The organism is Aurantimonas endophytica (assembly GCF_014196845.1).
Classification (GTDB): domain Bacteria; phylum Pseudomonadota; class Alphaproteobacteria; order Rhizobiales; family Rhizobiaceae; genus Aurantimonas; species Aurantimonas endophytica.
Genome location: NZ_JACIEM010000001.1, coordinates 1,338,599 through 1,364,681 on the forward strand (window position 1 = coordinate 1,338,599; position 26,083 = coordinate 1,364,681).

The following is a 26,083-nucleotide window of genomic DNA, read 5'->3' on the forward strand; positions in this document are numbered from 1 at the left end:
TCGACTGCTCTTGCGGATTGGATGCCACCGCCGGCTGCTTGCCCCGCGGCCCCGCCTCTGGCTTCTAGCGATAGCTTCGACCCGACGCCAATGCGAGACCGCGATGACCGTCCGCCAGCCAGCGCCTTTTCGTTCCGATCTCATGGCCCTGGAGCCGGAATGGATCGACTATAACGGCCATCTCAACCTCGCCTACTACCACGTCCTGTTCGACCGCGGCATCGACGGGCTGTTCGACGCGGTCGGGCTCGGCGAGGCCTATCGGGCGTCACGCGGCATGACCACCTACTCCGTGGAGACCCATGTCTGCTATCTGCGCGAGGTGCCGCCCGGCTCGCTCGTCCGCGTCACCGCGCAGATCGTCGGGCTCGACGCCAAGCGGCTGCACGTGTTCCAGGAGATGTTCCACGAGGATGGCTGGCGCGCCGCGACGCTGGAGGGTCTCAGCCTGTCCATCGACCAACGCGGGGACAGGCCGAGGGCCGCGCCGTTTCCGGACGATGTCTACCAGCGTATCGCGGCGATGGCGGCGGAACACGCGCGGCTGCCGCGGCCGGACCGGATGGGGCGCCGGATCCCCCTGGTGCAGGCCTAGCATCCCTCGGGCACCCGCGAGCCGAACCCGCCGATCAGAGGGCGATCTGCCCCTGCGATGTCTTGGACGGCTCGCCATCCGCCGCCGCGTCTTCCGGGAGTGGCGGCGAGGCCGCATGGTCAAGCTCGCGGGCCGGCTTCGGCCGGGCGAAGAGATAGCCCTGCACATGGGTGCAGCCCAGCGCCTGCAGGCAGGCGTATTGCGCCTCGGTCTCGACGCCCTCCGCAGTGGTCTCCATCCCGAGGCTCGTGCCGAGGCTGATGATCAGCTGTACCACCGACAAGGCTTCGGGCCCGGTGCTGAGGTCGCGAACGAAGGACTGGTCGATCTTGATCGTGTCGAAGGGAAAGCTGCGCAGATTGCTGAGCGAGGAATAGCCGGTGCCGAAATCGTCCATGGCGATCCGCACGCCGAGATTCTTGAACTGGTGCAGCGTCGCAAGAGTCTGGTCGCTGGCTGCCAAAAGCACCGATTCGGTAATCTCCAGGTGCAGCCGCTCGGGCCTTATCCCGGCAGCGGCCAGTGCCGAAATCACCGTCCGGGCCAGCGCGCCGCTGCGGAACTGCACCGCCGACAGGTTCACCGCGACGGTGAAGTGATCCGGCCACCGGGCAGCCTCCTGCAGGGCCTGCCGCATCACCCATTCGCCCAGGGCGTCGATCAGGCCGGTGTCTTCGGCGACGGGAATGAACTCCGCGGGCGAAACCCACCCGCGGACCGGGTGCTGCCACCGCATCAGTGCTTCGTAGCCGCAGATGCTGCGCGTCTCGGTGTCGACCAGCGGTTGGTAATGCACCGAAATCTCGCCGCGTTGCAGGGCGCCGCGCAGATCCGCCTCGAACGTCTTGCGGAACAGGAGGTGGGCGTCCATCGCCGGCTCGAACAGCCGCGCACGTCCCTTCCCGTCGGCCTTGGCCTGGTAGAGCGCCAGGTCGGCTCGTTTCAACAGGTCCTCCGGGTGGCGGGCGTCCCCGGCATGCTCGGCGATCCCGATACTGACGCCGATGTCGATCTGCTTGCCCTCGATGGCGTAGGGACATGAAAGGAAAGCGATCAGTCGTCGGGCAAATTCGAGGCTGGCCTCGGTTCCATCGGGTGTCTCGTCGAGCACCGCGAACTCGTCGCCGCCGATCCGTGCGGCCAGGCGCCTTGTTCCCGCGCTGGATTCCAGCCGCTTGGCGACGACCTTCAGGAGTTCGTCGCCCGCGTGGTGCCCGAGCGTGTCGTTGACGTCCTTGAAGCCGTCCAGATCGAGCAGGAAAACCCTCGTGCGGCTTCCGTCATCCCGCGACCGCGAGACCGCGAACTCCAGCCGCTCCTGGAACAGCGTGCGGTTCGGCAGGTCGGTCAGCGGGTCGTGATGCGCCATGTGCGCGATGCGGGCCTCGGCCTGGCGCCGTTCGCTGATATCCTCGTAGGTGGCGAGCCAGCCACCATCGGGCAGAGGCTCGTGGGACACCGAGAAGGCCCGGCCGTCCTCGAGCTCCTGGGTAAACAGCGCCCCGTGCTTCTGCTTCACAAGCGGGCGCTGCCGGCGGGCGATCTGCTCGAAGGCGCTCACCTGGAGCCGGCCTGCGCTCCGCTCGATGATCTCCTCGGTCGTCGCGCCGGCCAGTTCGTGCTCCGGCAGACCGGTCAGCGCCGCGAAGCGCTCGTTGAACACTGCCAGGCGGCCGTTCGCGTCGAAGGTGCATAGCGCCTGGGACATGTTCTCCAGCGCCGCGTCGAACCGTTCGTTCTGCGCCTGCAGGCTTCGCGTCGTCGCCTGCAGCCTGTCCGCGAGGTTTCGCAGCCGGCCCTGCGCGCGCATCAGCAGCCGGTTCTGGTTGAGCAGAAGGACGATGAGCGCGACGCCGCACAGGATCAGGCCGATGGCGAGCGCGGTGAAGATCGTGTGGAGTCGCTGCAGCGCCGCCTGGTCCTCCCCCGCAAGGCTGGCGCCATGGCTCGCCGCCCTGGCGGCCAGCGATGTCAGCTGGGCGTCGAGCGGCTCCAGCACTGCCAAGGCGGCCATGGCATCGGGAATGCTGACCGGCGGATTGGCGAGGAGGCCTTCGACGGTCTGCAATGCCTGGCGCAGATTGTCGATCGTGGCGAGGTGGGAGCGATCGCTCTCGATGAAATGCCGGATGCTCCGCTCGTGGCCGATGGCTTCCGCCTCGCTGTCGAACACGGCGAGCCGGCTGAACAGGATGTCGAGCCGGAGCTGAAGCTCGTCGTGACTGACGTTCCGGCCGGGTATGGCGTAGGCCGCGAGCCGATGCTCGAGGCGCATGAACTCCGAGACGCCCTGGCTGACGGTCCATGCCGCGTTGTAGCGGGAGACGCTGTGGAGGGCATCCTGCCGCGCCACGATGACATAGGAGAGATAGAACGTCGCCGCGGCGAAACAGCAGACGGTCGCGGCAAGCAGCCATTGCAGGGTCTTGAGCGACATCGCCTGCTGCACGCCTAGTCGACCACCAGCGACCGGAGCTGCCAGACGGACCGACTGAAATAGGTCTGGCTCTGCAGTTCGGGATCGCTGTCGTAGGGATAGACGATGAAGAGCGGGCCGTGATCGCGGATCGTCATGTACTCGCCGTCCCGTTTCAATGCCAGGATAGGGCCGAAACGGGTGAAATCGCTGATCGGGATGACGGTGACGTAATCGTTCAGGGCGGTGGCGGTGACGGTCTCGCCGGTTGCGCCGACAGCCGTCATCAATGTTTCGAGCAGCACGCCTTCGAACGTGGTGACGCCGTCGCGCCAGGGCGTCCGCGTCTGGAAGCTGACGGTCCCCAGAGCCTCGAGCATGGCGCGGTCGAACTGTGCTGTCCCGTCGACATTGGTGGATGTGATCTTGCCGGAGACGGTCAGTATTGTTTCGCCGGTGGGCGCGGCGAGCATCTCGGCTTGTGCAGGGGGCAGGATCGCGAACCAGCATGCTGCGATCAACGCCCTGAACGGGCTCCTCTGCACGGGCTGTCTCCTCGGGTTGCCGAAACGAAATGTCTCTGCAGCAGCAGGCTATAGCATTCCGGCGCTAAGAGCAGGTGAACAGACCCGCTCGTATTTTCCGGGTTTGCGGCCCTGCAGCCCGACCTCTCGTAACGACGTCTCGGCCAGTGGCCGGGCGCGGCAGAGCCTCAGTCAGAGGTCCCTACCAGCTCCCTTGCCCCCTGCGCCGGCTCGCCGGCGGCGGCCTGCGAGCGCGGCTCGGATGCAGCGACACGACGCCCGGCATTGTCCTCTTCGCGGCGCAGCGCGGTCTTCTCGATCTCCTCCCTCACCTTCGGATAGGCCTTGAGGAAGCGGTCGAAATCCTCCGCGGCCAGCACCAGCACGTTGCAATAGGTCAGCGCCACGACGTCGGCGCCGCGTGGTCGACCGGTCAGGAGCGCGATCTCGCCGAAGAACTCTCCCTGCCCCAGCGTGATGGTCTGGTCCTCGCGCCGCACCTCCACGACGCCCGAAGCGATGAAATACAGCCCGGTCGGCAGATCGCCCTTGCGCGCAAGATAGCCGCCCGGCAGCACGATCCGCGGCTTGAGGCGTCGTGCCAGCCGCTTCACCCGCTTGTCGTCGAGATGGCGAAAGATCTGCAGCGACCGGATCATGTCCAGCGTGTTCAGCTTCAGGTCGAGCTGTCTTCTCTCGCGCAGCGGCCCCCGCACGAGAACCGCGCGGCGCAGATCCTGGTGGATCTCAAGCGCCAGGATGCCTTCCTCGAACAGATCGTCGAAATGGCTCAGCTCCTGCTGTTCGCCGAGCTGCGACAGGAACTCCTCTTCCACCGCCGTCGCGTATTCCGGATATTGCAGGCGCAAGGCCTGCAGCCCGTTATTGGCTGCGTCGTGGCGGCTCTTGACGATCTCTGTGAGGATCGCCCCGATGCGCGCGCCGAGCAGCGGCGTGATCCGCTGCGGAATGTATTCCAGAAGCTCCGTAGTGAGCAGACTGAGAACCAGCAGCGTCTCGAACCGGCGTATCAGCCGCCGCGTCAGGAACCTGTCGATCGAGAAGCGGAAATGCAGCTCGTAGGCGACACGGAATCCACGGCCGTATTCGAGGCTTTCTCGCGCCGCCCGGTTGTAGCCGACACGCCCGTCGCTCCGGGCTCCTTCCACCAGGCGTTCGGCATGGCTCAGCATGGCGCCGACGGCATCGACCGCGATCGTGCCGCGCCCGTGATGCTGCAGGATCAGTTCCTTCTCGCGCGTGGCCAGCGCGATCAGGCCGAGCGTGACCCGCTGGCGGTCGGTCAGCACCTCCTCGATGTCGAGCGTCGAGGCCTCCTCGATCCGCGACCGGTAGGTGCCGATCACCGCCCCGCTCGCCTCGCTGTTGAGGCCGTAGCGCCGCGCCGTCAGTTCCAGCGTGTCCTTCACCTCGGCGAGCGTCAGGGCCAGGACCTGGTTGCGCACGGCACTATCGACCGGGGAGAGCCGGTCGAGCTTCAGCCAGTGGATGACCCGGTGCAGGGTCAGGCCGTTGACGAAGAGGGTGAACAGCACGAAGCCGGTCGCCGTGACGGCGATGAACCGCTTGAGTTCCGGCTCGACGAAGGCGTTCTCGGTGACCACCAGCGCCAGCGCCAGGGTCACCGCGCCGCGCAGCCCGCCCCAGAAGATCGTCACGCTGTACGGCAGGCTGACCGGCCGGGCGGCGCCGATGGCGCTGAGCGCCGGCAGCACCAGGAAGAGCACCACCGCTCGGGCAGCCAGGGCCGCCACCACCGCCGTCAGGACGATGAGCAGATCCTGGAACCGCACTTCGGACAAGATGCGCGGCACCAGGATCGCGGCGAGAAGGAACACCAGCGACCCGGCCCAGAACCCGATCTGTTCCCAGACATCGCGCAGATAGCGCCAGTTGCTCGGCGCGATTCGCGCCGGCACCATGGCCGAGACCGCCAGTCCTGCGACCACCACCGCCACCACGCCCGAGACCCCGAGGAACTGGTCCGACAGGATGTAGATCGCGTAGACGGCGCCGAGCGTCAGCGTGACTTCGGCCGACCGGATGCCGCCGATCAGTGGCAGGGCAAGACTGAGCGCATAGCCGCCGACGAAGCCCGCCAGTGCGCCGCCGAGAAAGGCGGTGCCGAAGCGCACCAGCGCGTCCGAGGCTTCCAGTGGCTGGTTGGAAACGATGACCGTCAGGAGCAGCGAGAACAGCGCGATGGCGGCGGCGTCGTTGAGAAGGCTTTCCCCTTCCACCAGTCGGGTGAGACGTGCCGGCGCGCCGAGTTCGCGGAAGATCGCGACGACCGCCGCCGGATCGGTGGTGGCGACGATCGAGCCGAGCAGCAGCGCACCCACCAGCGAGATGCCGAACAGGGCGTTGAGGCTGAACCCGATCACCGCGGCCGCCAGGACGACGGCGACGACCGCCAGCACCAGGATCGGTACCGCGTCATCCATGACCCGCCGGACGTCGATCATGATCGACGCCTGGAACAGCAGGAGCGGCAGGAACACGTAGAGGAAGATCGACGAGCGGACCGGCAGGTTCACGATCGGCGAGACGATCACGTTGAACGCGTCCGTGACCGGCGTCGCCAGGAGAAACGCCGCGAGAAACCCCAGCGCCACGCCGACCGCCGCCAGCAGAATGGTCGACGGCAGCTGGAAGCGTGCCGCCACCGGCTGCAGCGCCGCGACGATCAGCAGCAGGCTCGCCACTACGAGGATGATTGCCGCAACGTCGAACAAAGCTATGCCCTGGTTTCAGATGATCGGGCCGCGAGCGTCTCGCCGACTGATCGCTGCGCGGTGGATACGGGAGGACCCAACATAGCAGCAGGGCCGTTCCGTGGCGCAATCGCTGCAACGCGCTCGGGTCGTGGAAAATCCGCCGTCACCGCGACCAGGGCTCGGGCGCCGGCCGCGATTCGACAATTGATGAATCTTCCGTTACTCGCCCGCCGTTCGCAACAGACCATGAGGATCGCGTGAGCAGATCGAGAGCCGATATGCCGGGCCGGCTGGAACTGCTGATCGACCGGTATTACTGGCTGCAGCAATCCCGGCAGCAGACCGCCCGTCGCGACGGGCAGGTCCTGGCGGCCACGCTGGCGGCAACCCTCCTGTTTCTAGTGGGTCCCACCCTTGGCGTAGACGCGGTGGGCCTGGCCTGGTTTGAGAGCGCCGTTCTTGCCCTTGCCGCGGCCTATGTTCTCGCCACGCTTGGACGCCGCATGCGCACGCTCGATTGCGCGGCTCGCGCGGAGCGGGAACTGGAGGATGCCGGCTACGGCGTGCTCGGCGGCGTGGTTCACGACCGGCGGGGCCGTGTCGTCGAGCGACCGTCCGGCCTTGCTTTTCCCTTCGAGACGCCCAACCCGCGTGCCGCGCTCCTGTCTCGCGGTACAGGGATCTAAGGCGCCGGCGCCGGCACGGACGGCGCCATTGATCACCAGCCATGGCCGGAACGGCTCCGGCGAAACGGATGCGCCCTTGCGCGGCGGCCTCCCGAGACCTCACCCGCGAAGCGAGGACATCAGGTCAATCGTCGACCAGGTGCTCCTTGAGAAAAGTCACCGTCCGCTCGAAGGCAAGGTCGGACGCCTGCTTGTCGTAGCGGGCTGCCGAGGTGTCGTTGTTGAAGGCGTGATTGACGCCCTCGTAGACATGGATCTCGTGCTCGACACCGGCTGCCTCGAGCGCCGCGCGATAGGCCTCGATCCCGGCATTGATGCGCTCGTCGAGCCCGGCATAGTGCAGCAGCAGCGCGGCCCTGATCTTGGGCGCGTCCGCAGGGTCGGGCTGCCGGCCGTAATAGGCGACGCCCGCCAGAAGCGCCGAATCGGCCACCGCCATGCTGTTGACCAGGCCGCCGCCCCAGCAGAACCCGACCACGCCGACCTTGCCGTTCGAGCCCGGCAATGCGGCCAGCCACTCGCGGGAGGCGACCGCCTCAGCGACGGTCCGCTCGCCGTCGAGCCCGCCGATCATCTCGCGCGCCGCGTCCTCGTCCGGTGGCGTACCGCCCGCCGAGGAGAGAAAGTCAGGCGCCACCGCAATGAACCCGTCCAGCGCGAAACGCCGCGCCACGTCCTGGATATGCGCGTTGAGACCGCGGTTTTCGTGGATGACGAGAACGCCGGGGAACGGCCCCTCGCCCTCCGCCGGCTTGGCGACATAGGCGCGCATCTCCGTGTCGCCCGCCGGAAATCTCGCCCACACCGTCGACAGGCGCGCATCCCGCGGATCGACGATGGCGGCCCGCGCCGGCGACGCCGCGATCAGCGGCAGGATCGCCGCCGCGGCGGCGGCCGAGCCGGCAAGTCCGGTCAACCGCGCCATGAAGCCGCGCCGGTCGAGCGTCAGGTGGGTATATTCGTCGTAGGCGTCTATCATCGCCTGGGTGATCTTCGGCGTCCCGGTCATGCGGATCCCCCTGTCGCCTCGCCGGTCACTGCGAGCCGCTCCCACGATAGCGGCGCCGCGCGGGGGAGCCAAGCCCGGGTGCCGCGGCGCATCGACCGGCCGTTCCCCTAGTGTTCCGGGCGCCATCCATTACATAAAGAACGATGACCGATTTCGACGAATCAGGCCGGGCCGCACCGGCGGCGACCGGCGGCATTGCCGCGCGGGCGATGGCAGCCCGCGGCACGCGCTCCCCGGACTATCTCGCCGGGCTCAATCCGGAACAGCGGGCCGCGGTGGAGACCACCGAGGGGCCGGTGCTGGTGCTTGCCGGCGCAGGCACCGGCAAGACGCGGGTGCTGACCACCCGCATCGCCCATATCCTCAATCTCGGCCTCGCCTTCCCGTCGCAGATTCTCGCTGTGACCTTCACCAACAAGGCGGCGCGCGAGATGAAGAACCGCGTCGGCCTCCTGGTCGGCGGCGCGGTCGAGGGCATGCCCTGGCTCGGCACCTTCCACTCGATCGGCGTCAAGATCCTGCGCCGCCATGCGGAACTGGTCGGGCTCAAGTCCAACTTCACCATCCTCGACACCGACGACCAGATCCGGCTGATCAAGCAGCTGATCCAGGCCGAAAACCTCGACGACAAGCGCTGGCCGGCGCGCACCTTCGCCAACATGATGGACGGCTGGAAGAACAAGGGCCTGACGCCGAAGGATATTCCCGAAGGCGACGCCCGCGCCTTCGCCAACGGCAAGGGCCGCGAGCTCTACGCCGCCTACCAGGCGCGGCTGATGGCGCTCAACGCCTGCGACTTCGGCGACCTCCTGATGCATCCGATCGCCCTGTTCCGGGCGCATCCGGACGTCCTCGCCGAGTACCACCGCCGCTTCAAGTACATCCTCGTCGACGAGTACCAGGACACCAACGTCGCCCAGTATCTCTGGCTGCGCCTGCTCGCCCAGCGCCCGAAGGACGTTCCGCAGAACGTCTGCTGCGTCGGCGACGACGACCAGTCGATCTATGGCTGGCGCGGCGCCGAGGTCGACAACATCCTGCGCTTCGACAAGGATTTTCAGGGCGCGACGGTGATCCGGCTGGAGCGCAACTACCGCTCCACCGCCCACATTCTCGGCGCCGCCTCGCATCTGATCGCCCATAACGAGGACCGGCTCGGCAAGACACTGTTCACCGACGCGGCCGACCCGGAGGATCCCAAGGTCGAGGTCAATGCCGGCTGGGATTCCGAGGAGGAAGCGCGTGCCATCGGCGAGGCGATCGAGGACCTGCAGCGCCGCGAGAACCACAACCTCAACGACATGGCGATCCTGGTGCGCGCCTCGTTCCAGATGCGCGAGTTCGAGGACCGCTTCGTCACGATGGGCCTCAACTACCGCGTCATCGGCGGCCCGCGCTTCTACGAGCGCATGGAGGTGCGCGACGCGCTGGCCTATTTCCGCTGCGTCTGCCAGCCTGCCGACGACCTCGCCTTCGAGCGCATCGTCAACACGCCGAAGCGCGGCCTCGGCGACGCCACGATCCGCCTGATCCACGACTATGCGCGCGCCAGGGCCATCCCGCTGATCGCCGCTGCCGGCGAGATGGCCGAGACCGAGGAACTGAAGCCCAAGCCGCGGGCAACGCTGCGCCGGGTCGTCTCGGATTTCCGCCGCTGGTCGGAACTGCTCGCCACCGTCAAGCACACCGAGCTCGCCGAGCAGATCCTGGAAGAATCCGGCTATACCGAGATGTGGCAGAACGACCGTTCGGCCGAGGCGCCCGGCCGGCTGGAGAACCTCAAGGAACTCGTCCGCTCGATGGAGCAGTACGAGTCGCTGCCGACCTTCCTCGAGCATGTCGCCCTGGTCATGGACACCGAGCAGAATGCCGAGATGGATGCGGTCTCGATCATGACGCTGCATTCGGCCAAGGGGCTGGAATTCGAGACCGTGTTCCTTCCCGGCTGGGAGGAAGGCCTGTTCCCGCACCAGCGCTCGCTCGACGAAGGCGGCCGCTCCGGCCTCGAGGAGGAGCGGCGCCTCGCCTATGTCGGCCTCACCCGCGGCAAGCGCCGGGTGAAGATATGGTTCGTCTCCAACCGCCGCATCCACGGGCTCTGGCAATCGACCATCCCCTCGCGCTTTCTTGACGAGCTGCCCGAGGCGCATGTCGAGGTGATGGAGGCCAACACCTCCTATGGCGGCTACGGCGGCTACGGCGCCTCGCGCTGGGATGGCGCTTCGGCCTTCAAGGAAGCCGCCTACACCACCCCCGGCTGGCGCCGCGCCCAGGCGGCGAATGCCGGCTTCACGAACACCGGCAAGAGCGGCGGCGACGGCTGGTCCGGCGGGCGCACCCGGGAGATCAATTACGGCGAGGGCGGCAACGCCCGCGCCGGCCGCGGCCACAACCAGCCGCCGCGCCAGGGCTTCGGCCTCCATTCATCGGCCAGCAAGGGCGGCCCGCGCGAGATCGAGGGCGAACTGGTGGCGAAATCCGTGGTGACGGAAGCCAGCCGGTTCGCCGAGGGCGACCGGGTCTTCCACCTCAAGTTCGGCAACGGCACGGTCGCCAACGTCGAGGGCAATAAGCTGACCGTCGACTTCGACAAGGCCGGCCAGAAGCGCGTGCTCGAAGGCTTCGTCGAAGCGGTGTGAGCCCTAGGCACCCTCTCCCCCCTTGAGGGGGAGATAGCGATTTCATCATCTTGGGGCCGAAGGCACCAAGCGATAGAAGGCCGCGAAAAGGCCCTCTCTCCCTCAAGGGGAGTGAGGGCGCTTTACCTCCGACGCGGCGCCCTCTCCCCCCTTGAGGGGGAGAAAGCGATTTCATCGGCTTAGCGCCGAAGGCGCTAAACGATAGAAATCGCAAGAGAGGGGTTCTCGTTTCCGCGACCCGCACCGCCTGCCATCGACGCCCCACCCCTCTCTGGCCTTTTCTGCGACTTGCCCATCGGCAGGCCTCGGGCCAAGACAGCGAAAAGGCTTTCTCTCCCTCAAGGGGAGAGAGGGTGCTTACCCTCAGACGCCGCACCCGCTACGCGTTTTCCGAGGGTTCACCCTTCCCCAGCTTTCCCCTAGCGTTGCGGCACGTGAAAATCCGCCGGCAAGGGGTGCATGGCCGACATCGTCTTTCACGAGATCGCCTTCCTGCTGCTCGTCGCCGCGGCGGTGGGCATGCTCGGCGCCCTGCTGCGCCAGCCGGTGATCGTCAGCTTCATTGCCGTCGGCATCGCCACCGCTGCCCTGTTCGACAACAGTCCCGAGACGTCCAGCCAGATCAGCTTCCTCGCCGAACTCGGCGTCGCACTGCTGCTCTTCCTCGTCGGGCTGAAGCTTGACTGGCGGCTGGTCACACAGCTCGGCCCCGTGGCGCTCGCCACCGGCCTTGGGCAAGTGGTGTTCACCGCCGGGATCGGCTTCTTCATCGGCCTCGCGCTCGGCCTTGACGTCCTGACCAGCGTCTATGTTGCCGTGGCGCTGACCTTCTCATCGACGATCATCGTGGTGAAGTTGCTCGGCGACAAGCGCGAGCTGGAGACCCTTCATGGCCGGATCGCCCTCGGCTTCCTGATCGTCCAGGACATCGTCGTGGTGGTCGCCATGGTGGTGCTGTCGACGGTCGGCATCGGAGCCGCGGGCGAGCAGAGCGGTCTCGTCTCGCTCGCCACGGTCCTGTTCTCGCTCGTCGCCGTGACGGTAGTGCTGGTCCTGTTCGTACGCTATCTGGCCGACCCGCTGATGGCGCGGCTTGCCCGCACGCCCGAACTGCTGGTGATCGCGGCGATCGGCTGGGCTGCGGCCGCCGCCGCGATCGGCGACATGCTCGGCCTCGGCAAGGAGCTGGGCGGCCTCGCCGCCGGCGTCTCGCTCGGCTCCACACCGTACCGTGACATGGTCTCGGCGCGGCTCGCGGCGCTGCGCGACTTCCTGCTCCTGTTCTTCTTTCTGTCGATCGGCGCCTCGCTGGACCTGTCGACGCTGACCGGCGATCTCGGCCGGGCAGCGGTCTTCTCGGTGTTCGTGCTGGTGGGCAACCCGCTGATCGTCCTCCTGATCATGGCCTGGATGGGCTATCGCGCCCGCACCGGCTTCCTCGCCGGGCTGACCGTCGCGCAGATCTCGGAATTCTCGCTGATCTTCATGGCGATGGGCCTCAGCCTCGGCCATGTCGACAGCGCGGCCGTCGGCCTCGTCACGCTGGTCGGGCTCGTGACCATCGCCGTCTCGGTCTACATGATCACCTATTCCTACCAACTCTACGACTGGCTGGCACCGCTGCTGGCCCGGCTGGACTTCGGCGGCGGCGCGAGGCCGGGGCCGACGACGAGCCGACATCCCGGCCGACCGAGATCATCGTCTTCGGTCTCGGCCGCTTCGGCGCGCAACTGCTCCGCCGGCTGACCGATGCCGGCTACCAGGCGCTCGGCGTGGACCTCGATCCGGTGGCGATCCGCCGCCTCGCCGGCGAGGGATTTCGCGTGCGCTACGGCGACGTGACCGAACAGGAATTCTGGGCCGAGCTGCCGCTCGCCGAGACGCGATGGATCGTCCTGGCCGTGCCCTATGGCCGCATCCTCCTGACCGAGACCGATCCGCGCGGCGGCTTCCTCACGGCGATCCGCACCCACCGTTTTGGCGGCCGCGTCGCGATTACCGCGCGTGACGATGACGAGGCCCGCCATCTCGCCGATGGCGGTCTGGTTGATCTCATCCTCTATCCATTCGACGAGGCCGCCTTGTCCGCGGCCCGGCAGATTGCCGACCGGGACGAGGAACATCAGGGGCTCGCGAGCCGGGGGACTGCAGCATGAAGACCATCATGGCCGCCACCGACCTCAGCCATCGCAGCGCACTGGGCCTGCTCCGGGCAGCTGCGCTGGCAAAGGCCACAGACGCGCAGCTGCGCGTCGTGCACGCGATCGATAACGACCTGCCGGCGCAAGTGCTCGAACGCCGGGTCGCAGAAGCGGAGGAACGCCTGGCGGCTGAGACGGCGGGTCTGGCACTCCCGGAGCTGCGCCGGGAGGTCGTGGTCGGAGACGTGTTCTGGGCGCTGCACCGGGCCGCGACCGCTGCCCACGCCGATCTCATCGTGACGGGCGACCACCGGCGCAGCCGGCTGCGCGACATCTTCCAGGACACCACGGTCGAGCGGCTCATCCGCGTGTCAGCGGTGCCGGTCCTGATCGCGCGGACAGACGTAGCGGAAGCGCATCGGCACGCGGTGGTCGGCGTTGAGTCAGCCGAGGGGCCGGAACTTCTTGAGGTGCTAGAGCGCCTCGGCAGAGCCGCTCCCGCGCGCGCCACGATACTCCACGCGGTGGCAACGCCCGGCACCGGGCTAATGTACTATGCCGGAGTCGCCGTGGAGACCATCGAGGAGCATCGTCACGCCGCTGCGGTGAATGCCCGGAGCCGGCTCGCCGCCGGGCTCACGGATTCAGCCATTCCCTTATCTATCGAGATCGTCGACGCGGCCCCGGGAGCGGCTATCGCGGCATTTGCGGCGCAGCGCGAGGGTGATCTCATCGTCGTCTCCTCGCACGCAAGGCGGGGACTGGTGCGTGGCATGATCGGCAGCGTCAGCGGCGAACTGATCCGTCACGGCCTCACCGACCTCTTGATCGTGCCGCGCCTAGGCTGAGGCCTTCTCACAGCCCGGACCACTGCTCTCAGTTGTCCTCCAGCTGATGCTCCAGCCACATGCCGAGCCGCGCCAGCACCGCTTCCGGAGCCTGGTAGCCGACGGTGATCGGCAGGAAGCTGCCGTCGTCCTGCGGCCCGGCGAGCAGCGTCGGAAAGCCGGTGACGCCGGCCTGCTGCGCAATGGCGAAATCCTGCAGCGTCTCCGTCTTCGTCGCCCCGTCCTCGAAAGCCGCAAGGAAGTCGTCGCGCTCGAAGCCGATTTCCTCGGCCAGATCGGCCAGCGTCTCGGCCTGCGTCACGTCGCGATTCTCGGCGTAGAAGGCGTGGCCGATCCGCCGGTTGAGCGCGAAAGTGCGGCCCGGCTGCAGCCGGCGCGCGGTGACGACGGCGCGAGCGGCCGGCTCAGTGTCGTAGACGAAGCCCGTGCGCTCGAAGAAGCCGAAGTCGAACGGCTGGCCGGAGGCCTTGGCGACGTGCTCCCAGTGCAGGCGGGTCCGCTGCTTCGCGGCCTCGTCCATCGCCGTCTCGGTGAAGGGCCGCAGGCCGCCGAGGATCAGCCTGATCGGCAGGTCGGGATGGCCGCCAGCGATCGCGTCGAGGACCGGCGCAAAGCCCCAGCACCACGAGCACATCGGGTCGGCGAAATAGACGAGATGCGGCGTCGGGGGCTGCATGGGCGGGCTCTTCCTGCTGGGCGGTCCGTTCGGAATCGGCGATCGATGACGCCGGCCTCGTCAACTGTTGCCCGGCCCCCGCCTTGCAAGAGCCGTTCGCAGCCGCGCGCGTGCTGCCACGCTTTCGTGAGATTCGTCTCGTTCAGGAGCCATTCATCTGCCAGCGCATTATTTAAGCCTACGATATCGTTCCTGCAGGAGGCCGGCATGAAGTTTCCCAAGTCCCTGGCATTCAAGTCATTGGCGCTGGCGCTGGCGTTGACCTTCGCCCCGGCGACCACGTCGCTGCCGCTGTCCCCGCTGGTCGGGGTGAGCACGGCCAAGGCTGATCCGGGTTGGCGCGGCGGCCGGCATTACCGTGGCGGTCGGCACTATCGCGGTGGCCGGCACTATCGCGGTGGCCGTGGCTACTACAACAACCGCCGCTACTACGGCGGGCGCCGCTATCGCGGCGGCGACGCCGGCGCTGCAGCGGTGATCGGCGGCATTGTCGGGCTGGGCCTCGGTGCGGCCATCGCCAGCCAGCCACGCTATTATGAGCCGGCCCCGCGCTATTACCGTCCCGCGCCGGTCTACGGCTCGCCGCGCCCCTGGACGGGCGAGTGGTATCGCTATTGTTCGGCGCGCTACCGGTCGTTCGACGCCCGCTCGGGCACGTTCCAGCCCTACCACGGTCCGCGTCAGCTCTGCCGCTGAGCCGACCGATTGACCATCTGAAAAAGGCCGGGGCAACCCGGCCTTTTTCACGTCAGGATGCGGCCGCCAGGGGCCGCGTCGCCGCCTCGAGCCACGCCGCATCCGCGCCGGACAGCAGCGGCGCCAGCGTCGCCGCGACGCGGGCATGATAGGCGTCGAGCCAGGCGATCTCTTCCGGGCTCATCATCTGCGGCACGATCAGCCGCCGGTCGATCGGCGCAAGCGTCAGCGTCTCGAAGCCGTGCATCGGCAGGTCGCCGCCCGCGATCGGTTCGGCCGGTTCAACCAGCACTAGGTTCTCGATCCGGATGCCGTAGGCACCTTCCCGGTAGTAGCCTGGCTCGTTGGAGAGGATCATCCCGGCCTCCAGCGCCGCCATGCCGCGCTTGGAGATCGACTGCGGCCCCTCGTGGACCGCCAGGAACGAGCCGACGCCGTGGCCGGTACCGTGGGCGTAGTCGCATCCGGCCTTCCACAGGGCGATGCGCGCCAGCGGGTCCAGATCGACGCCGCGCGTGGCCTTGGGAAACCGCGCCGTCGAGATCGCGATCATCCCCTTGAGGACCAGCGTGAACTTCTCGCGCATCTCCTGCGTCGGCTCGCCGATCGGCATGGTGCGGGTGATGTCGGTGGTGCCGTCCTGGTACTGCGCGCCCGAATCGAGCAGGAACAGATTGCCCGCATCCAATGCGCGATCGGTGTCGCGATTGACCCGGTAGTGGACGATCGCGCCGTTGGGCCCTGCGCCGGCGATGGTGTCGAACGAGATCTCGCGAAGCTTCTGACCGTCGCGTTCGCCCTGTTCTGCCCGCAACGCCTCGAGCTTCTCGGCCGCGCCGATTTCGGTGACGCTGCCCGGCGCCTGGCCGTCTATCCAGGCCAGGAAACGCGTCACCGCCGCGCCGTCGCGGCGCTGCGCCGCCCGCGCACCCTCGATCTCGCCGTCGTTCTTGATGGCGCGCGGCAGCCGCGCGGGATCGGCCATCTCGACCACCGTACCGCCCGCCTCCGCGACGAGGGTCGCCAGGCGCACAGCGGCCAGCTGCGGATCGATGCCGATCGCACGGCCCGCCGCCTCGCGCCGCACAGCGGCTTCGAACTCTTCCGGCGCGGCGATGTCGGCGAGCGGCGCCAGATGGTCGCGCAGGGCCGAATCCAGCTTGTCCGGGTCGACGAACAGGGTGGGGCGCCCGTCGCGCCGCAGGATCGCGAAAGCCAGCATCAATGGCGTATGCGGCACGTCGGAGCCGCGAATGTTGAAGCTCCAGGCGATCGACGCCGGGTCGGTGAGCAGCGCGGCGTCAGCCTTGGCCTCGACGAGCTTCTCGGCCATGGCGGCCAGCTTGTCCGCCGCTCCCCTGCCGGCGAAACGCTCCGGATGCACCATCGCCGCGCCCTTCGGCGGCGCCGGCCGATCGTTCCAGATCCGGTCGATCGGGTTGCCGCGGACCGGCACCAGCGTTCCGCCCGTCCTCTCCATCGCCTTGGTCAGACTGCGGATCTCGCCTTGCGTGTGCAGCCACGGATCGTAGCCGATCCGCTTGCCGGCGGCGGCTACCGGCAGGAACTCCGCCAGCGGCGTCTCGACGGAAGAGACCGGCTCGAACAGGGAAGTGTCGACCTGGGCGCGAACCTGCAGCGTGTAGCGCCCGTCGGAGAGGATCATCGCCCGGTCGGCGAGGACCAGCGCCGTACCGGCCGAGCCCGAGAAGCCGGTGAGCCATTCGAGCCGCGCGGCAGCATCCGGGATGTACTCGCCCTGGTGCTCGTCGGCCCGCGGCACGATGAACCCGTCCAGCCCCGCCTCGGCGAGGCCCGCCCGCAACCGGCGCACCCGCTCCGCCGAACCGCTGCTGTCGCTCGCCGCATCGAAGTCTTGGAACATGAGTCTCACGCTTTCCGCCATCTCGAATCCGCCGACGCGAGGACCGCGCGGCGGGCGCACCATAGGCGGGGAAGCCATGGCGGGAAAGCTTAACGCCGGCTTAACGGCGCCGCCATGCTGCATTGCAGCAGGCGGGACGGACCTATGCAGGAACGACTCTACCGGACGGCCGGGAGAACCCGCATATACAGCCTGTCGGGAGGCACTCATTCTCGAAGGAGACCACCCCATGGCCACCACCAGTTTCACGCAGTTGTCGCTTCGCCAGTCCGGCAAGTCCAAGGGCTTCATGCGCAACGTTCTCGACCGCGTCATCGAGGCGCGGGAGCGTCAGGCGCGGCGCTATATCGCCCAGCATCACTCGATCCACGCCTTCGACGATTTCGGCAGCAACGGCCACGAATCGCTGTTCGACGGTCAGGCACCCGAGCGCCGCTGACGCGCCGGGCATTCCGCCCACACAATCCTGGTTCTGAAACGCCGGCGGCCCTTCCGCCGGCGTTTTGCGTTCGAGGGCGGCTCAGCGCGTCAGATGCAGCGTCACCCATTCGCCGCGGACCAGCGTCTGGCGATGGTAGAGTCCCTGGATGCGGAAGCTCGCCAGCACCCGGTCGCGCTGGCTGGCGAGGATACCCGAGAGGATCAGGTCGCCGCCCCGGGCGAGATGCCGGGCGAATTCCGGCGCGAGGCGCATCAGCGGTCCGGCCAGGATGTTCGCGACGATGAGATCGTAGGGCGCCCGGTCGGCGATGGCGCGTGCCCTGAAGCCGGTGGCGACGGCCGTCTCGACAAAGGGCGCGACCCCGTTGCCGGCAATGTTCGCCGCGGCGACCCGCACGGCGACGGGATCGATGTCGGTCGCCAGCACCTTCACCCGCGCCAGCTTGGCGATGCCGATGGCCAGCACGGCGCTGCCGGTGCCGAGGTCGAGCGCGTTGCGCGGGCGCCGACGCCCGACGATCCGCCCTATGGCCGAGAGGCAGCCGGCGGTGGTGCCGTGATGGCCGGTGCCAAAGGCCTGGCCGGCCTCGATCTCGATCGAGAGGTCGTTGGCCGCCACCTTGTCGCGGTCATGCGCGCCGTGGACGATGAAGCGTCCGGCGCGCACCGGCTTCAGCGCGGCAAGGACGTCGGCCATCCAGTCCCGGTCCGGCAGATCCTCGCGGCTGATCCCGTCGGTCGTGTCCCGGCCAAGCGCCGCCGCGACCTCCGACGTCCTGTCCTCGCCCTCGGCGACCTCGAGATAGGCCGAGACCTCGAAGCGCTCCGCGGCCTCGTCGACCTCGGAGATCGCCACCGGCGCGCCTTCGTCCTCGAAGGCTGCGTCGAGCGCCGCGTAGAGCCGTTCGGCCTCGGCTTTGCCGGCCGCAATATGGTAGCGAACCTGCGCCATCAGGTGGCGACCTCCCCGGGTTTCACCGCCTCGGCGGTCTGACGGGCCTTCTCGGCGCGCGTCTCGCGTTCCGTCGTCGTCGCCTTGACGATCTTTTCCTGCTCGCGCTCGGCGCGCCGCGGGCCGAAGGAGATGATCGTGTCGCCTTCGGACGGCGTGCCCGATCCCTCGCCCGCGGCAAAGACCAGCGCCCCCGACGGCCGTATCCACAGCATCGCATGGGTGCCTTCTGCCCGCGTCTCGGTGAAGCGCTGATACTCGAATTCGTCGGTCAGCCTCGTCGCCTGGAAGTTCCAGCCATCGACCATGAGGTCCCGCAATTCGACGAAGCCCTTGGCCGGCTGGAACAACGGCTGGCCGCCGATGGTGAAATTCATCGCCCGGCGATCGGAATCGGCGATCTTGCCGATCTGGAACACGTCCGACCGGCCCATCTCCGGGCCGAAATCGGTACAGACCAGCGCGTTGTAGGCCTCGTTGTCGGTCGCCGCGATCAGATAGTCGAAGCGCGAAAGGTTGAGGTTGTGGTGGGCCGCCTCCGAAAGCACCTCGCCATACCAGACATCGAGCTCGGCGAGCCGCGCCTGCGAGATTCGCGACCAGTTGGCGTCGGCGATCAGCACCGGCACGTCCTGCGCCTTGAGGCGGCGGGCCAGCGCGATGGTGAAGCGCGACGCCCCCACGATGAGAACGCCCGGCCGGTCCGCCGAGCGCAGGTCGAGCAGGCGCGACAGCGGCCCGAGCGTGAAGCCGTGCAGCAGGATCGTGACCGCGACGATGGCGAAGACATAGGCGATCATCCGGTCGCCATCGACGACGCCGAGATCGGCCAACGTCGAGCCGAACAGCCCGGCGACCGCCGTCGCCACGATGCCGCGCGGCGCGATCCATCCGACCAGCGCCCGCTCGCGCCAGGTGAGGCCCGCCCCGATCGTCGCGACGAACACCGCCAGCGGCCGGATCACGAACAGCACCACGAAGAGGAAGGCGAGCACCCGCCATTCGAGGCCGGCGATCACCACCGGCTGCAGCGACGCCGTCAGGATGATGAACAGGCCGGAGACGAGGAGGATGGTGATCGTCTCCTTGAACCGGCGCAGATCGGCAAGGCTGGCGATGCGCGAATTGGCCATGGTGATGCCCATCACCGTCACCGTCAGCAGGCCGCCCTCCTCGAGCACGAGGTTGGTCAGCGAGTTCATGCCGACCACGGCGGCGAGCAGGATCGGCGCCTTGAGATATTCCGGCGCCGCGCCGCGCGCGAAGGCCCAGGCCAGGAAGCGGCCGGCCGCTATGCCCCCTGGGACGGCGATCGCCAGCGCAAAAAGGACGGTGAAGGCGAGGTTCTCAGCCTGATGGCCGGTATGGAGCACGAGATAGATTTCGAAGGCGAGAACCGCGAACAGCGCGCCGATCGGGTCGTTGACGATGGCCTCCCAGCGCAGGATCGAGGCGGGGCGGTTCTTCAGCTTGGCGTGTCGAAGCAGCGGCATGATCACCGTCGGCCCGGTGATGACCAGCAGGCCACCGAGGATGATCGCCGTCGGCCAGGTGAGATTGCCGATGTAGTGCGCCGCCAGCGCGGTCATCAGCCAGACCAGCGGTCCCGCCACCGTCACGATGCGGCGCACGGCCCGCGAGGTCTCGCGGATCTCGCGGAAGTTCAGCGTCAGCCCGCCCTCGAACAGGATGATCGCCACCGCCGTCGAGACCAGCGGCGTGTAGAGGTCGCCGAAATCGGCGCGCGGGTTCATGAAACCGGTGAGCGGCCCGAACACCAGACCGACCGCCAGCAGCAGAACGATCGCCGGGATCTGCAGACGCCAGGCGATCCATTGCGCCGCGATGCCGGCAACGCCGATGATCGCGAGCTGAAGGGCGAGATCGTGCATGATAAAGCTTCCGGAGCAGCCGCAAGGCGCCGGTGCCGGCAAGGCACCCCGCTTTCCACGCTGATGTATTCAGATGACGCGCCGAAACTAGCTCAGCCGGGCAGCGTGGGAAGGGCGAACGGGCACCCCTCTGCGGCTCAGACGCCGGTGAGCCGTTCGAGCTTGGCCTTCGCCGTCTCCGCATTTTCGCCGTAGGCGAGCGTGCCTGCCAGTGCGCCGTCGGCGTCGAGCAGGAAGGTCGTCGCGGTGTGGTCCATGGTGTAGTCCTCGCCCTCGCCCACCTTGCGCGAATAGACGCCCCAGCCCTTCAGCATCGCCGCGACGTTCTCGGGCGAACCGGTCAGCGCGGTTACGTCGGCCGAAAAGCCCGAAACGTAGTCCTTCATGATCGCCGGCGTGTCGCGCTCGGGATCGACGGTGACGAAGACGACCTGAAGCGGCCCGCCGCTTGCCGCGAGCTCCTTCTGGTAGCTAGCCAGTTCGTAAAGCGTCGTTGGGCAGACGTCCGGACAGTGGACAAAGCCGAAGAAGACCGCGGCCGGCGTGCCGCGAAGATCGGCCTCGGTGAATTGCGCACCGTTCTGGTCGATGAGTTGGAACGAAGAACCATAAGGACCCTCGCTAATTGGCCCTGCCCCCGGCCCCGCTGATCCAATGTAAAACACCGCTGCTAATACGCCGGCGATCAGCGCCGCCATGGCCCAGAGGCCGGTGCGGATCATGGTGGTGGTGCTCATGGCCTCGTCGGATCCCGCCATTCCGGGGTCCGCTCCTTGTCTGTCGGTGATTTTCGACCGGCGATAGCACGACAGGCGCCAGGCGCGCGATATTCGATCGCCTAATGCCGCTCACGAATGCGCGCGCTGCCTCAGAAGCAGGTCATCCATCCCGATTGCAGCATCCCGACGAAGATCTGCTCGCCGTGGCGTGCCCAGCCGAGGGTGGCGACGGCCGCAGCGACCGCAATCCCGGCGGCGAGGCTGCCGAGCGCGAGTTTCGTCGTCCATGGAAAGGCGGGCGGGTTCATCGGGCGAATATAACCCGCGCGAGCCGCCCTTGCCAGTCGGCCGTGCGGATCACTCCGGCCGGTCGACCACCAGGAAATACACCAGCGCCGCCGCCGGCATGGCGATGCCGATGAGGCACACGCCCTGCCAGCCGAAATTTTCCAGCACGGGGCTCGTCAGCGCCGAGCCGAGGGCACCGCCGAGGAAGAAGGTCGTCATGTAGACGGCGTTCAGCCGGCTCCGGATCGTGTCGTCGAGCTGGTAGATCTCTCGCTGTCCGAGGACGAGATTCGCCTGGGCGCCGAGGTCGATCAGGATGCCTGCCGCGACCAGCGCAGCCAGCGAGCTTTCGCCGAACAGCGCCAGCACGAACGCCAGCACGGCCGTCCCGATCGCGACGGCTGTGCCGACACGCGTGTACCCACGATCAGCAAGCCGTCCGGCAACCGGCGCCGCGAGTACGCCGAGCACCCCGGCCAGCGTGAACAGCGCGACGCCGCCGGGGCTGAAGCCGTAGGGCTCGCGCAGGAGCAGGATCGGTGTCGCCGTCCAGAACAGCGAGAAGGCCGCGAACATCGCCGCTTGGTAAAGCGCCCGCCGCCGCAGGACCGGCTGGTCGAGGAACAGTCGGCCGAGAGAGGCAATGAGGGCCCCGTAGCCGCGCGTCCCTTCCGGGCGACGCTGCGGCAGAAGGAAGAGCGAGGCGAGGCCAAGCGCCGCGATCACTCCGGCCGACAGGCCGAAGACGCCGCGCCAGCCGACGAATTCGGCGAGGAAGCTCGACAGCGGCCGGGCTAGCAGGATGCCGAGCAGGAGCCCGCTCATGACATTGCCGACCACCGCGCCGCGCTCCTCGACCGGCGCGAGATTGGCGGCCAGTGGCACGATCATCTGCGCCGCGGTCGAGGTGATGCCGACGGCGAGCATGGCGGTGAACAACAGCGCCAGGCCCGGCGCGATGGCAAGGCCGGCCAGCGCGACGACATTGGCGGCCATGGTGGCGAGGATCAGCTTGCGGTTCTCGACGACATCGCCGAGCGGCACGAGCAGCACCAGCCCGACCGCGTAGCCGATCTGCGCCAGCGTCACCAGCGAGCTCTCGGTGCTGCGGGACAGGCCGGTATCGGCGCCGATCAGCGCGACCAGCGGCTGGGCGTAATAGAGATTGGCGGCCAAAGCGCCGGAGGAGGCCGCGAACAGCACGGTGAGCACCGTGCCGAGGCCGCGCGGGCCGGCGGCATCATCGGCCGTCATGGTCGCAACGGCGGCATCGGGTCGGCGGGTCTGGCGCATCGTCTTGTCCCAAAGGCGGGGATGGACCCCATGGCGTTGCCGAGATAGCGCCTGCCGCACCGCAAACCAAGTGCTGCAGCGCACACGGCCCGTCCACCGATCGGCTTGCATCGCCCGTCGCCGCACCTATGGTTGCGCCGATAGGGAAGGAACGACACGCATGCGCTTTACCGGAACCGAGAGCTACGTCGCGGGCAAGGATCTGATGGTGGCGGTCAATGCCGCGATCACGCTGGAGCGGCCGCTGCTGGTCAAGGGCGAGCCGGGGACCGGCAAGACCGAGCTTGCCTTCCAGATCGCCTCGGCGCTCGGGCTGCGGCTGATCCAATGGACGGTGAAGTCGACCACCAAGGCGGCGCAGGGCCTCTACGAATACGACGCCGTCTCGCGGCTCCGCGACAGCCAGCTTGGTGATGCCCGGGTCAATGACATCCGTAACTATATTCGCCCCGGCAAGCTGTGGGAGGCTTTCGCCTCCGACGAGCGCGTCGTGCTCCTGATCGACGAGATCGACAAGGCCGACATCGAATTCCCCAACGACCTCCTGCAGGAGCTCGACCGGATGGAGTTCGACGTCTACGAGACCGACGAGACGATAAGCGCGAAGCACCGGCCGATCGTCGTCATAACCTCCAACAACGAGAAGGAGCTGCCGGACGCGTTCCTGCGCCGCTGCTTCTTCCACTACATCCAGTTCCCCGACCCGGAGACGCTGGCGCGCATCGTCGACGTCCACCATCCCGGCATCAAGCAGGAGCTGGTGCGCGCCGCCCTCACCCAGTTCTACGAAATCCGCGAACAGCCGGGCGTGAAGAAGAAGCCCTCGACCTCCGAGGCGCTGGACTGGATCCGCCTGCTCGTCGCCGAGGACATCGAGGCCAAGGATTTGCGCGAGAGCCCGACCAAGGCACTGCCGAAGCTCGCCGGCGCGCTGCTGAAGAACGAGCAGGACGTGCATCTCTTCGAGCGGCTGGCGTTCCTGGCGCGAGGCCGGGGATGAGCGCCGTGATGATCCGCCCCCTCGCCGCCACCGACGAAGCCGAATGGCGCCGGCTCTGGACGGCCTATCTCGAGTTCTACGAGGCGAGCGTCCCCGAAGCGGTCTACGCCACCAGCTTCGCGCGGATGCTGTCTGGCAAAGCCGACGAGTTTCGCGGGCTTATCGCCGAAGTCGATGGCAGGCCGGTGGGGCTTGCCCACTATCTCTTCCATCGCCACGGCTGGCGCGTCGAGAACGTCTGCTATCTGCAGGACCTCTACGCCGATCCCGACGTGCGCGGCACCGGCGTCGGCCGGGCGCTGATCGAGGCTGTCTATGCCGCCGCCGATGAAGAGGGCTGCCCCAGCGTCTACTGGATGACGCAGGATTTCAACCGGACGGCGCGCCAGCTCTACGACCGGATCGGCGAACAGACGCCCTTCATCAAGTACCAGCGAAAGCGCTGATCCGGCCGCCATCAGTGGCGGTGATCGCGTCCATCACGAGAATTCGCTGGTCGCGCCGGCCCGGCGCGGCCACAAGCCATGCCTTCGAGAGACTGCGAGATCACCCATGCCGACGCTCCCCCTCTACCAGGTCGACGCCTTCACCGATCGGCTGTTCGCGGGCAACCCGGCGGCCGTCGTGCCGCTCGATCGATGGCTGCCCGACGCGACGATGCTGGCGATCGCCGCCGAGAACAATCTCGCCGAGACCGCCTTTCTCGTGCCGGCCGGCGAGGCGCGCTGGGAGCTGCGCTGGTTCACCCCGGCGGTTGAGGTACCGCTCTGCGGGCACGCGACGCTGGCATCGGCCTATGTCCTTACCGAATGCCTCGGCGAGACCGCCTCGACGCTGACCTTTGTGACGCGCCAGTCCGGCGAACTGACGGTGACGCGGGACGAGGACGGCTGGTACGTCATGCGGCTGCCGCGCCGCCACGCGGTCGGCACGGTTGATGCCGCCGGCATCGACGCGCTGGCCACGGCGCTCGGCGCACGGCCGACCGAGGCGGTGATCTTCGCCGTGCCGGACGACACGTCCTGGCTGGCGGTGTTTGCCAGCGAGGCCGAGATCACTGCGCTCGCGCCCGACATCCGCGCCATCGCCGGCCTGCCGCCACGCAACGTCATCGCCACGGCGCCGGGTGAGCCCGGCTCCGGCGTCGACTTCGTCTCGCGCATGTTCGCGCCGAAGGCCGGCATCGACGAGGACCCGGTCACTGGCTCGGCCCATTGCGCACTGGTGCCCTACTGGGCCGAAAAGCTCGGCAAGACCGCCTTCCTCGCCCGGCAGGTCTCCCACCGCGGCGGCACGCTGCGCTGCCGGCTGGACGGCGACACGGTCGTCGTCGCCGGCGAGGCCGTCTTGTATCTGACGGGAGAGATCAACGTGCCGGGGTGATGGTGGGGCGAGTATCCGCGGCAGCGGCCTCCTGCGGGTGACGAAGACGGCACGCTTCGTGTCGCCTTCCGGGGTCCGCCGCATCTTTCACTGGCGCTGTACGGTGCCGGCAAGGCCGCTCCCTCCCTCCCGGCGTCATCCTCGGCCTTGACCCGAGGACCCATGCCTTCGGCAAAGCCGATGTCCTGGCGGATGTCGACACGGCCCGCGTGCTCGCGCTGGCCCGGGAGCGGATCGGCCATCCGTCTGAACGGCGTCAGCGCGAAGACCCCTCTCTTGCGATTTCTATCGTTTAGCGCCTTCAGCGCTAAGCCGATGAAATCGCTTTCTCCCCCTCAAGGGGGGAGAGGAAGCACGGCATTTGCGGTGATCCGCGCTCTCTCCCCGTGAGGGAGAGAAAGCCTTTTCGCGGTCTTGGTCCCGAGGCTTGCCGAGGGCCAAGTCGCAGAAAAGGCAAGAGAGGGGTAAGGACGTCACAGAGGGATGGCAGCATCGCGGGACGGTCGATGGGGCGGCGACGCATGTCTGCCAGGCGAGACGACCTTCCCCCCTACTCCGCTGCTTCCACCGTCTCCGAGGCGGCGATGGCGGCCATCACCGCCTTCGGCTCGCGCTCGAGCGCGTTCAGCAGCACCCGCGCCGGCCCGGTCGGGTAGCGCCGTCCCTGCTCCCAGTTGCGCAACGTCGCCACCGGCACGCCGATCTTGCCGGCAAAGGCGTCCTGCGTCAGCTTCAGCTTGCGGCGGAGCTTGGCAATGTCCGGCACGGCGATCGGGATGCGGTGGACGACGACGTTGGTTTCGTCGCCTTCAAAGAACTGCAGCGCCTGCTCGAGCGACTCGACGAGGTCCTCGGCCTCCTGCTCGGGTGTCTTCAATCGCTTCATCCGTTTCCTCACAAGCCAAACAGCTTCTTCACGGCGTTGATCCGATCGATCACCACGAACAACCGATCGAGCAATTTTCCTTGCGGCAATGAACTCGGCCGCAACTCGACCAGCACGAGCTTGGAGAAATCGCCGCTGATCGCATAGATCAGATCGTAATCGCCGATCGACCAGACCCAGAGCCCCGTCTTCTCCGCATAGGGACGGCCGATCGTCGGGTCGGAGCCCAGTGCATCAATGAGTCTGAGCTTTCGAACGCTATCCAGTCCGTAGAGCGCGCAGTCCAACTGGAAGCGCCTGGTTTCAGCGACGATGATCTGGAATCCCGGCGCCACTCACCAGCCCTTATATACGCCATTGGCGCAGCATCGACAAG

Annotated in this window: 24 protein-coding genes; 11 read left to right on the forward strand and 13 right to left on the reverse strand. The window is 67.7% G+C overall.

Features of this window, described 5'->3' with window-relative positions; all coding sequences use genetic code 11:
• Window positions 1-103 precede the first annotated feature (103 nt).
• Entirely contained in the window at window positions 104-595 is a 492-nt protein-coding gene (locus GGR03_RS06545; RefSeq protein WP_183206733.1) for a thioesterase family protein, read from the forward strand.
• Between the two features lie 34 nt (window positions 596-629).
• Here the strand turns inward: GGR03_RS06545 and GGR03_RS06550 are convergent, their stop codons facing one another.
• The 3 genes from GGR03_RS06550 to GGR03_RS06560 all read right to left on the reverse strand — a co-directional run bounded on the left by GGR03_RS06550 (window position 630) and on the right by GGR03_RS06560 (window position 6,291).
• Window positions 630-3,032, reverse strand: a complete 2,403-nt coding sequence (locus GGR03_RS06550) for a putative bifunctional diguanylate cyclase/phosphodiesterase (protein WP_183206734.1) — start codon at window positions 3,030-3,032, stop codon at window positions 630-632.
• A 14-nt stretch (window positions 3,033-3,046) separates the two neighbouring features.
• Window positions 3,047-3,484 carry a putative pterin-binding protein gene (locus GGR03_RS06555; protein ID WP_246367719.1) on the reverse strand — a complete coding sequence of 146 codons (438 nt, stop codon included), beginning with the start codon at window positions 3,482-3,484 and terminating at the stop codon, window positions 3,047-3,049.
• Between the two features lie 239 nt (window positions 3,485-3,723).
• Window positions 3,724-6,291, reverse strand: a complete 2,568-nt coding sequence (locus tag GGR03_RS06560; protein WP_183206735.1) for a cation:proton antiporter — start codon at window positions 6,289-6,291, stop codon at window positions 3,724-3,726.
• Between the two features lie 239 nt (window positions 6,292-6,530).
• Between GGR03_RS06560 and GGR03_RS06565 the strand changes: the two genes are divergently transcribed.
• Entirely contained in the window at window positions 6,531-6,959 is a 429-nt protein-coding gene (locus GGR03_RS06565; RefSeq protein WP_183206736.1) for a hypothetical protein, read from the forward strand.
• A gap of 124 nt (window positions 6,960-7,083) precedes the next feature.
• Here the strand turns inward: GGR03_RS06565 and GGR03_RS06570 are convergent, their stop codons facing one another.
• Window positions 7,084-7,968 (reverse strand): dienelactone hydrolase family protein, encoded by an 885-nt coding sequence (locus tag GGR03_RS06570; RefSeq protein WP_183206737.1) that lies wholly within the window; start codon window positions 7,966-7,968, stop codon window positions 7,084-7,086.
• Between the two features lie 143 nt (window positions 7,969-8,111).
• On the opposite strand from GGR03_RS06570, the gene GGR03_RS06575 reads away from it, so the two are divergent.
• From GGR03_RS06575 to GGR03_RS06585, 4 genes are all read left to right on the forward strand, one after another.
• Window positions 8,112-10,607: an ATP-dependent helicase gene (locus GGR03_RS06575; protein WP_183206738.1), complete on the forward strand. Its 2,496-nt coding sequence runs from the start codon at window positions 8,112-8,114 to the stop codon at window positions 10,605-10,607.
• Window positions 10,608-11,066: 459 nt separating this feature from the next.
• Window positions 11,067-12,353, forward strand: a complete 1,287-nt coding sequence (locus GGR03_RS06580) for a cation:proton antiporter domain-containing protein (protein WP_210291996.1) — start codon at window positions 11,067-11,069, stop codon at window positions 12,351-12,353.
• Complete coding sequence (locus GGR03_RS24015; protein WP_246367721.1) at window positions 12,350-12,763, forward strand: NAD-binding protein; 414 nt, start codon at window positions 12,350-12,352, stop codon at window positions 12,761-12,763. Before GGR03_RS06580 ends, GGR03_RS24015 begins: the two co-directional genes overlap by 4 nt.
• Window positions 12,764-12,771: 8 nt before the next feature.
• Window positions 12,772-13,596 (forward strand): universal stress protein, encoded by an 825-nt coding sequence (locus GGR03_RS06585; RefSeq protein ID WP_183206739.1) that lies wholly within the window; start codon window positions 12,772-12,774, stop codon window positions 13,594-13,596.
• Between the two features lie 28 nt (window positions 13,597-13,624).
• Here GGR03_RS06585 and GGR03_RS06590 read toward each other — a convergent pair whose 3' ends face one another.
• The gene (locus GGR03_RS06590) at window positions 13,625-14,272 is read right to left on the reverse strand and encodes a DsbA family protein (protein WP_183206740.1); all 648 of its coding nucleotides are present in this window, start codon (window positions 14,270-14,272) and stop codon (window positions 13,625-13,627) included.
• A 207-nt stretch (window positions 14,273-14,479) separates the two neighbouring features.
• On the opposite strand from GGR03_RS06590, the gene GGR03_RS06595 reads away from it, so the two are divergent.
• Window positions 14,480-14,968, forward strand: a complete 489-nt coding sequence (locus GGR03_RS06595; RefSeq protein ID WP_183206741.1) for a BA14K family protein — start codon at window positions 14,480-14,482, stop codon at window positions 14,966-14,968.
• A 52-nt stretch (window positions 14,969-15,020) separates the two neighbouring features.
• Here GGR03_RS06595 and GGR03_RS06600 read toward each other — a convergent pair whose 3' ends face one another.
• Window positions 15,021-16,853: an aminopeptidase P family protein gene (locus tag GGR03_RS06600; RefSeq protein WP_183206742.1), complete on the reverse strand. Its 1,833-nt coding sequence runs from the start codon at window positions 16,851-16,853 to the stop codon at window positions 15,021-15,023.
• Between the two features lie 229 nt (window positions 16,854-17,082).
• Here GGR03_RS06600 and GGR03_RS06605 point away from each other — a divergent pair, with 229 nt between their 5' ends.
• A complete protein-coding gene (locus GGR03_RS06605) occupies window positions 17,083-17,292 on the forward strand; it encodes a hypothetical protein (RefSeq protein WP_183206743.1) in 210 nt (69 codons plus the stop codon).
• An 81-nt stretch (window positions 17,293-17,373) separates the two neighbouring features.
• Here the strand turns inward: GGR03_RS06605 and GGR03_RS06610 are convergent, their stop codons facing one another.
• The 5 genes from GGR03_RS06610 to GGR03_RS06630 form a co-directional block, all read right to left on the reverse strand.
• Window positions 17,374-18,246 carry a 50S ribosomal protein L11 methyltransferase gene (locus tag GGR03_RS06610; protein ID WP_183206744.1) on the reverse strand — a complete coding sequence of 291 codons (873 nt, stop codon included), beginning with the start codon at window positions 18,244-18,246 and terminating at the stop codon, window positions 17,374-17,376.
• The gene (locus GGR03_RS06615) at window positions 18,246-20,138 is read right to left on the reverse strand and encodes a cation:proton antiporter (RefSeq protein ID WP_183206745.1); all 1,893 of its coding nucleotides are present in this window, start codon (window positions 20,136-20,138) and stop codon (window positions 18,246-18,248) included. The genes GGR03_RS06610 and GGR03_RS06615 overlap by 1 nt, the downstream gene beginning before the upstream one ends.
• Window positions 20,139-20,275: 137 nt before the next feature.
• Window positions 20,276-20,875, reverse strand: coding sequence for an SCO family protein (locus tag GGR03_RS06620; protein WP_183206746.1), 600 nt, complete (start codon window positions 20,873-20,875; stop codon window positions 20,276-20,278).
• Between the two features lie 131 nt (window positions 20,876-21,006).
• Window positions 21,007-21,165, reverse strand: coding sequence for a hypothetical protein (locus GGR03_RS06625; RefSeq protein WP_183206747.1), 159 nt, complete (start codon window positions 21,163-21,165; stop codon window positions 21,007-21,009).
• Window positions 21,166-21,214: 49 nt separating this feature from the next.
• A complete protein-coding gene (locus GGR03_RS06630; RefSeq protein WP_183207065.1) occupies window positions 21,215-22,399 on the reverse strand; it encodes an MFS transporter in 1,185 nt (394 codons plus the stop codon).
• Window positions 22,400-22,598: 199 nt separating this feature from the next.
• Here GGR03_RS06630 and GGR03_RS06635 point away from each other — a divergent pair, with 199 nt between their 5' ends.
• The 3 genes from GGR03_RS06635 to GGR03_RS06645 all read left to right on the forward strand — a co-directional run bounded on the left by GGR03_RS06635 (window position 22,599) and on the right by GGR03_RS06645 (window position 24,821).
• A complete protein-coding gene (locus tag GGR03_RS06635) occupies window positions 22,599-23,438 on the forward strand; it encodes an AAA family ATPase (RefSeq protein ID WP_183206748.1) in 840 nt (279 codons plus the stop codon).
• Window positions 23,435-23,884 carry a GNAT family N-acetyltransferase gene (locus GGR03_RS06640; protein ID WP_183206749.1) on the forward strand — a complete coding sequence of 150 codons (450 nt, stop codon included), beginning with the start codon at window positions 23,435-23,437 and terminating at the stop codon, window positions 23,882-23,884. Before GGR03_RS06635 ends, GGR03_RS06640 begins: the two co-directional genes overlap by 4 nt.
• A gap of 106 nt (window positions 23,885-23,990) precedes the next feature.
• Window positions 23,991-24,821 (forward strand): PhzF family phenazine biosynthesis protein, encoded by an 831-nt coding sequence (locus GGR03_RS06645; protein WP_183206750.1) that lies wholly within the window; start codon window positions 23,991-23,993, stop codon window positions 24,819-24,821.
• A 550-nt stretch (window positions 24,822-25,371) separates the two neighbouring features.
• On the opposite strand, the gene GGR03_RS06650 is transcribed toward GGR03_RS06645, so the two are convergent.
• Together GGR03_RS06650 and GGR03_RS06655 are read right to left on the reverse strand one after the other, a co-directional pair.
• Window positions 25,372-25,707, reverse strand: coding sequence for a helix-turn-helix domain-containing protein (locus tag GGR03_RS06650; protein WP_183206751.1), 336 nt, complete (start codon window positions 25,705-25,707; stop codon window positions 25,372-25,374).
• A gap of 8 nt (window positions 25,708-25,715) precedes the next feature.
• Window positions 25,716-26,042: a hypothetical protein gene (locus GGR03_RS06655; protein ID WP_183206752.1), complete on the reverse strand. Its 327-nt coding sequence runs from the start codon at window positions 26,040-26,042 to the stop codon at window positions 25,716-25,718.
• Window positions 26,043-26,083: the final 41 nt, after the last annotated feature.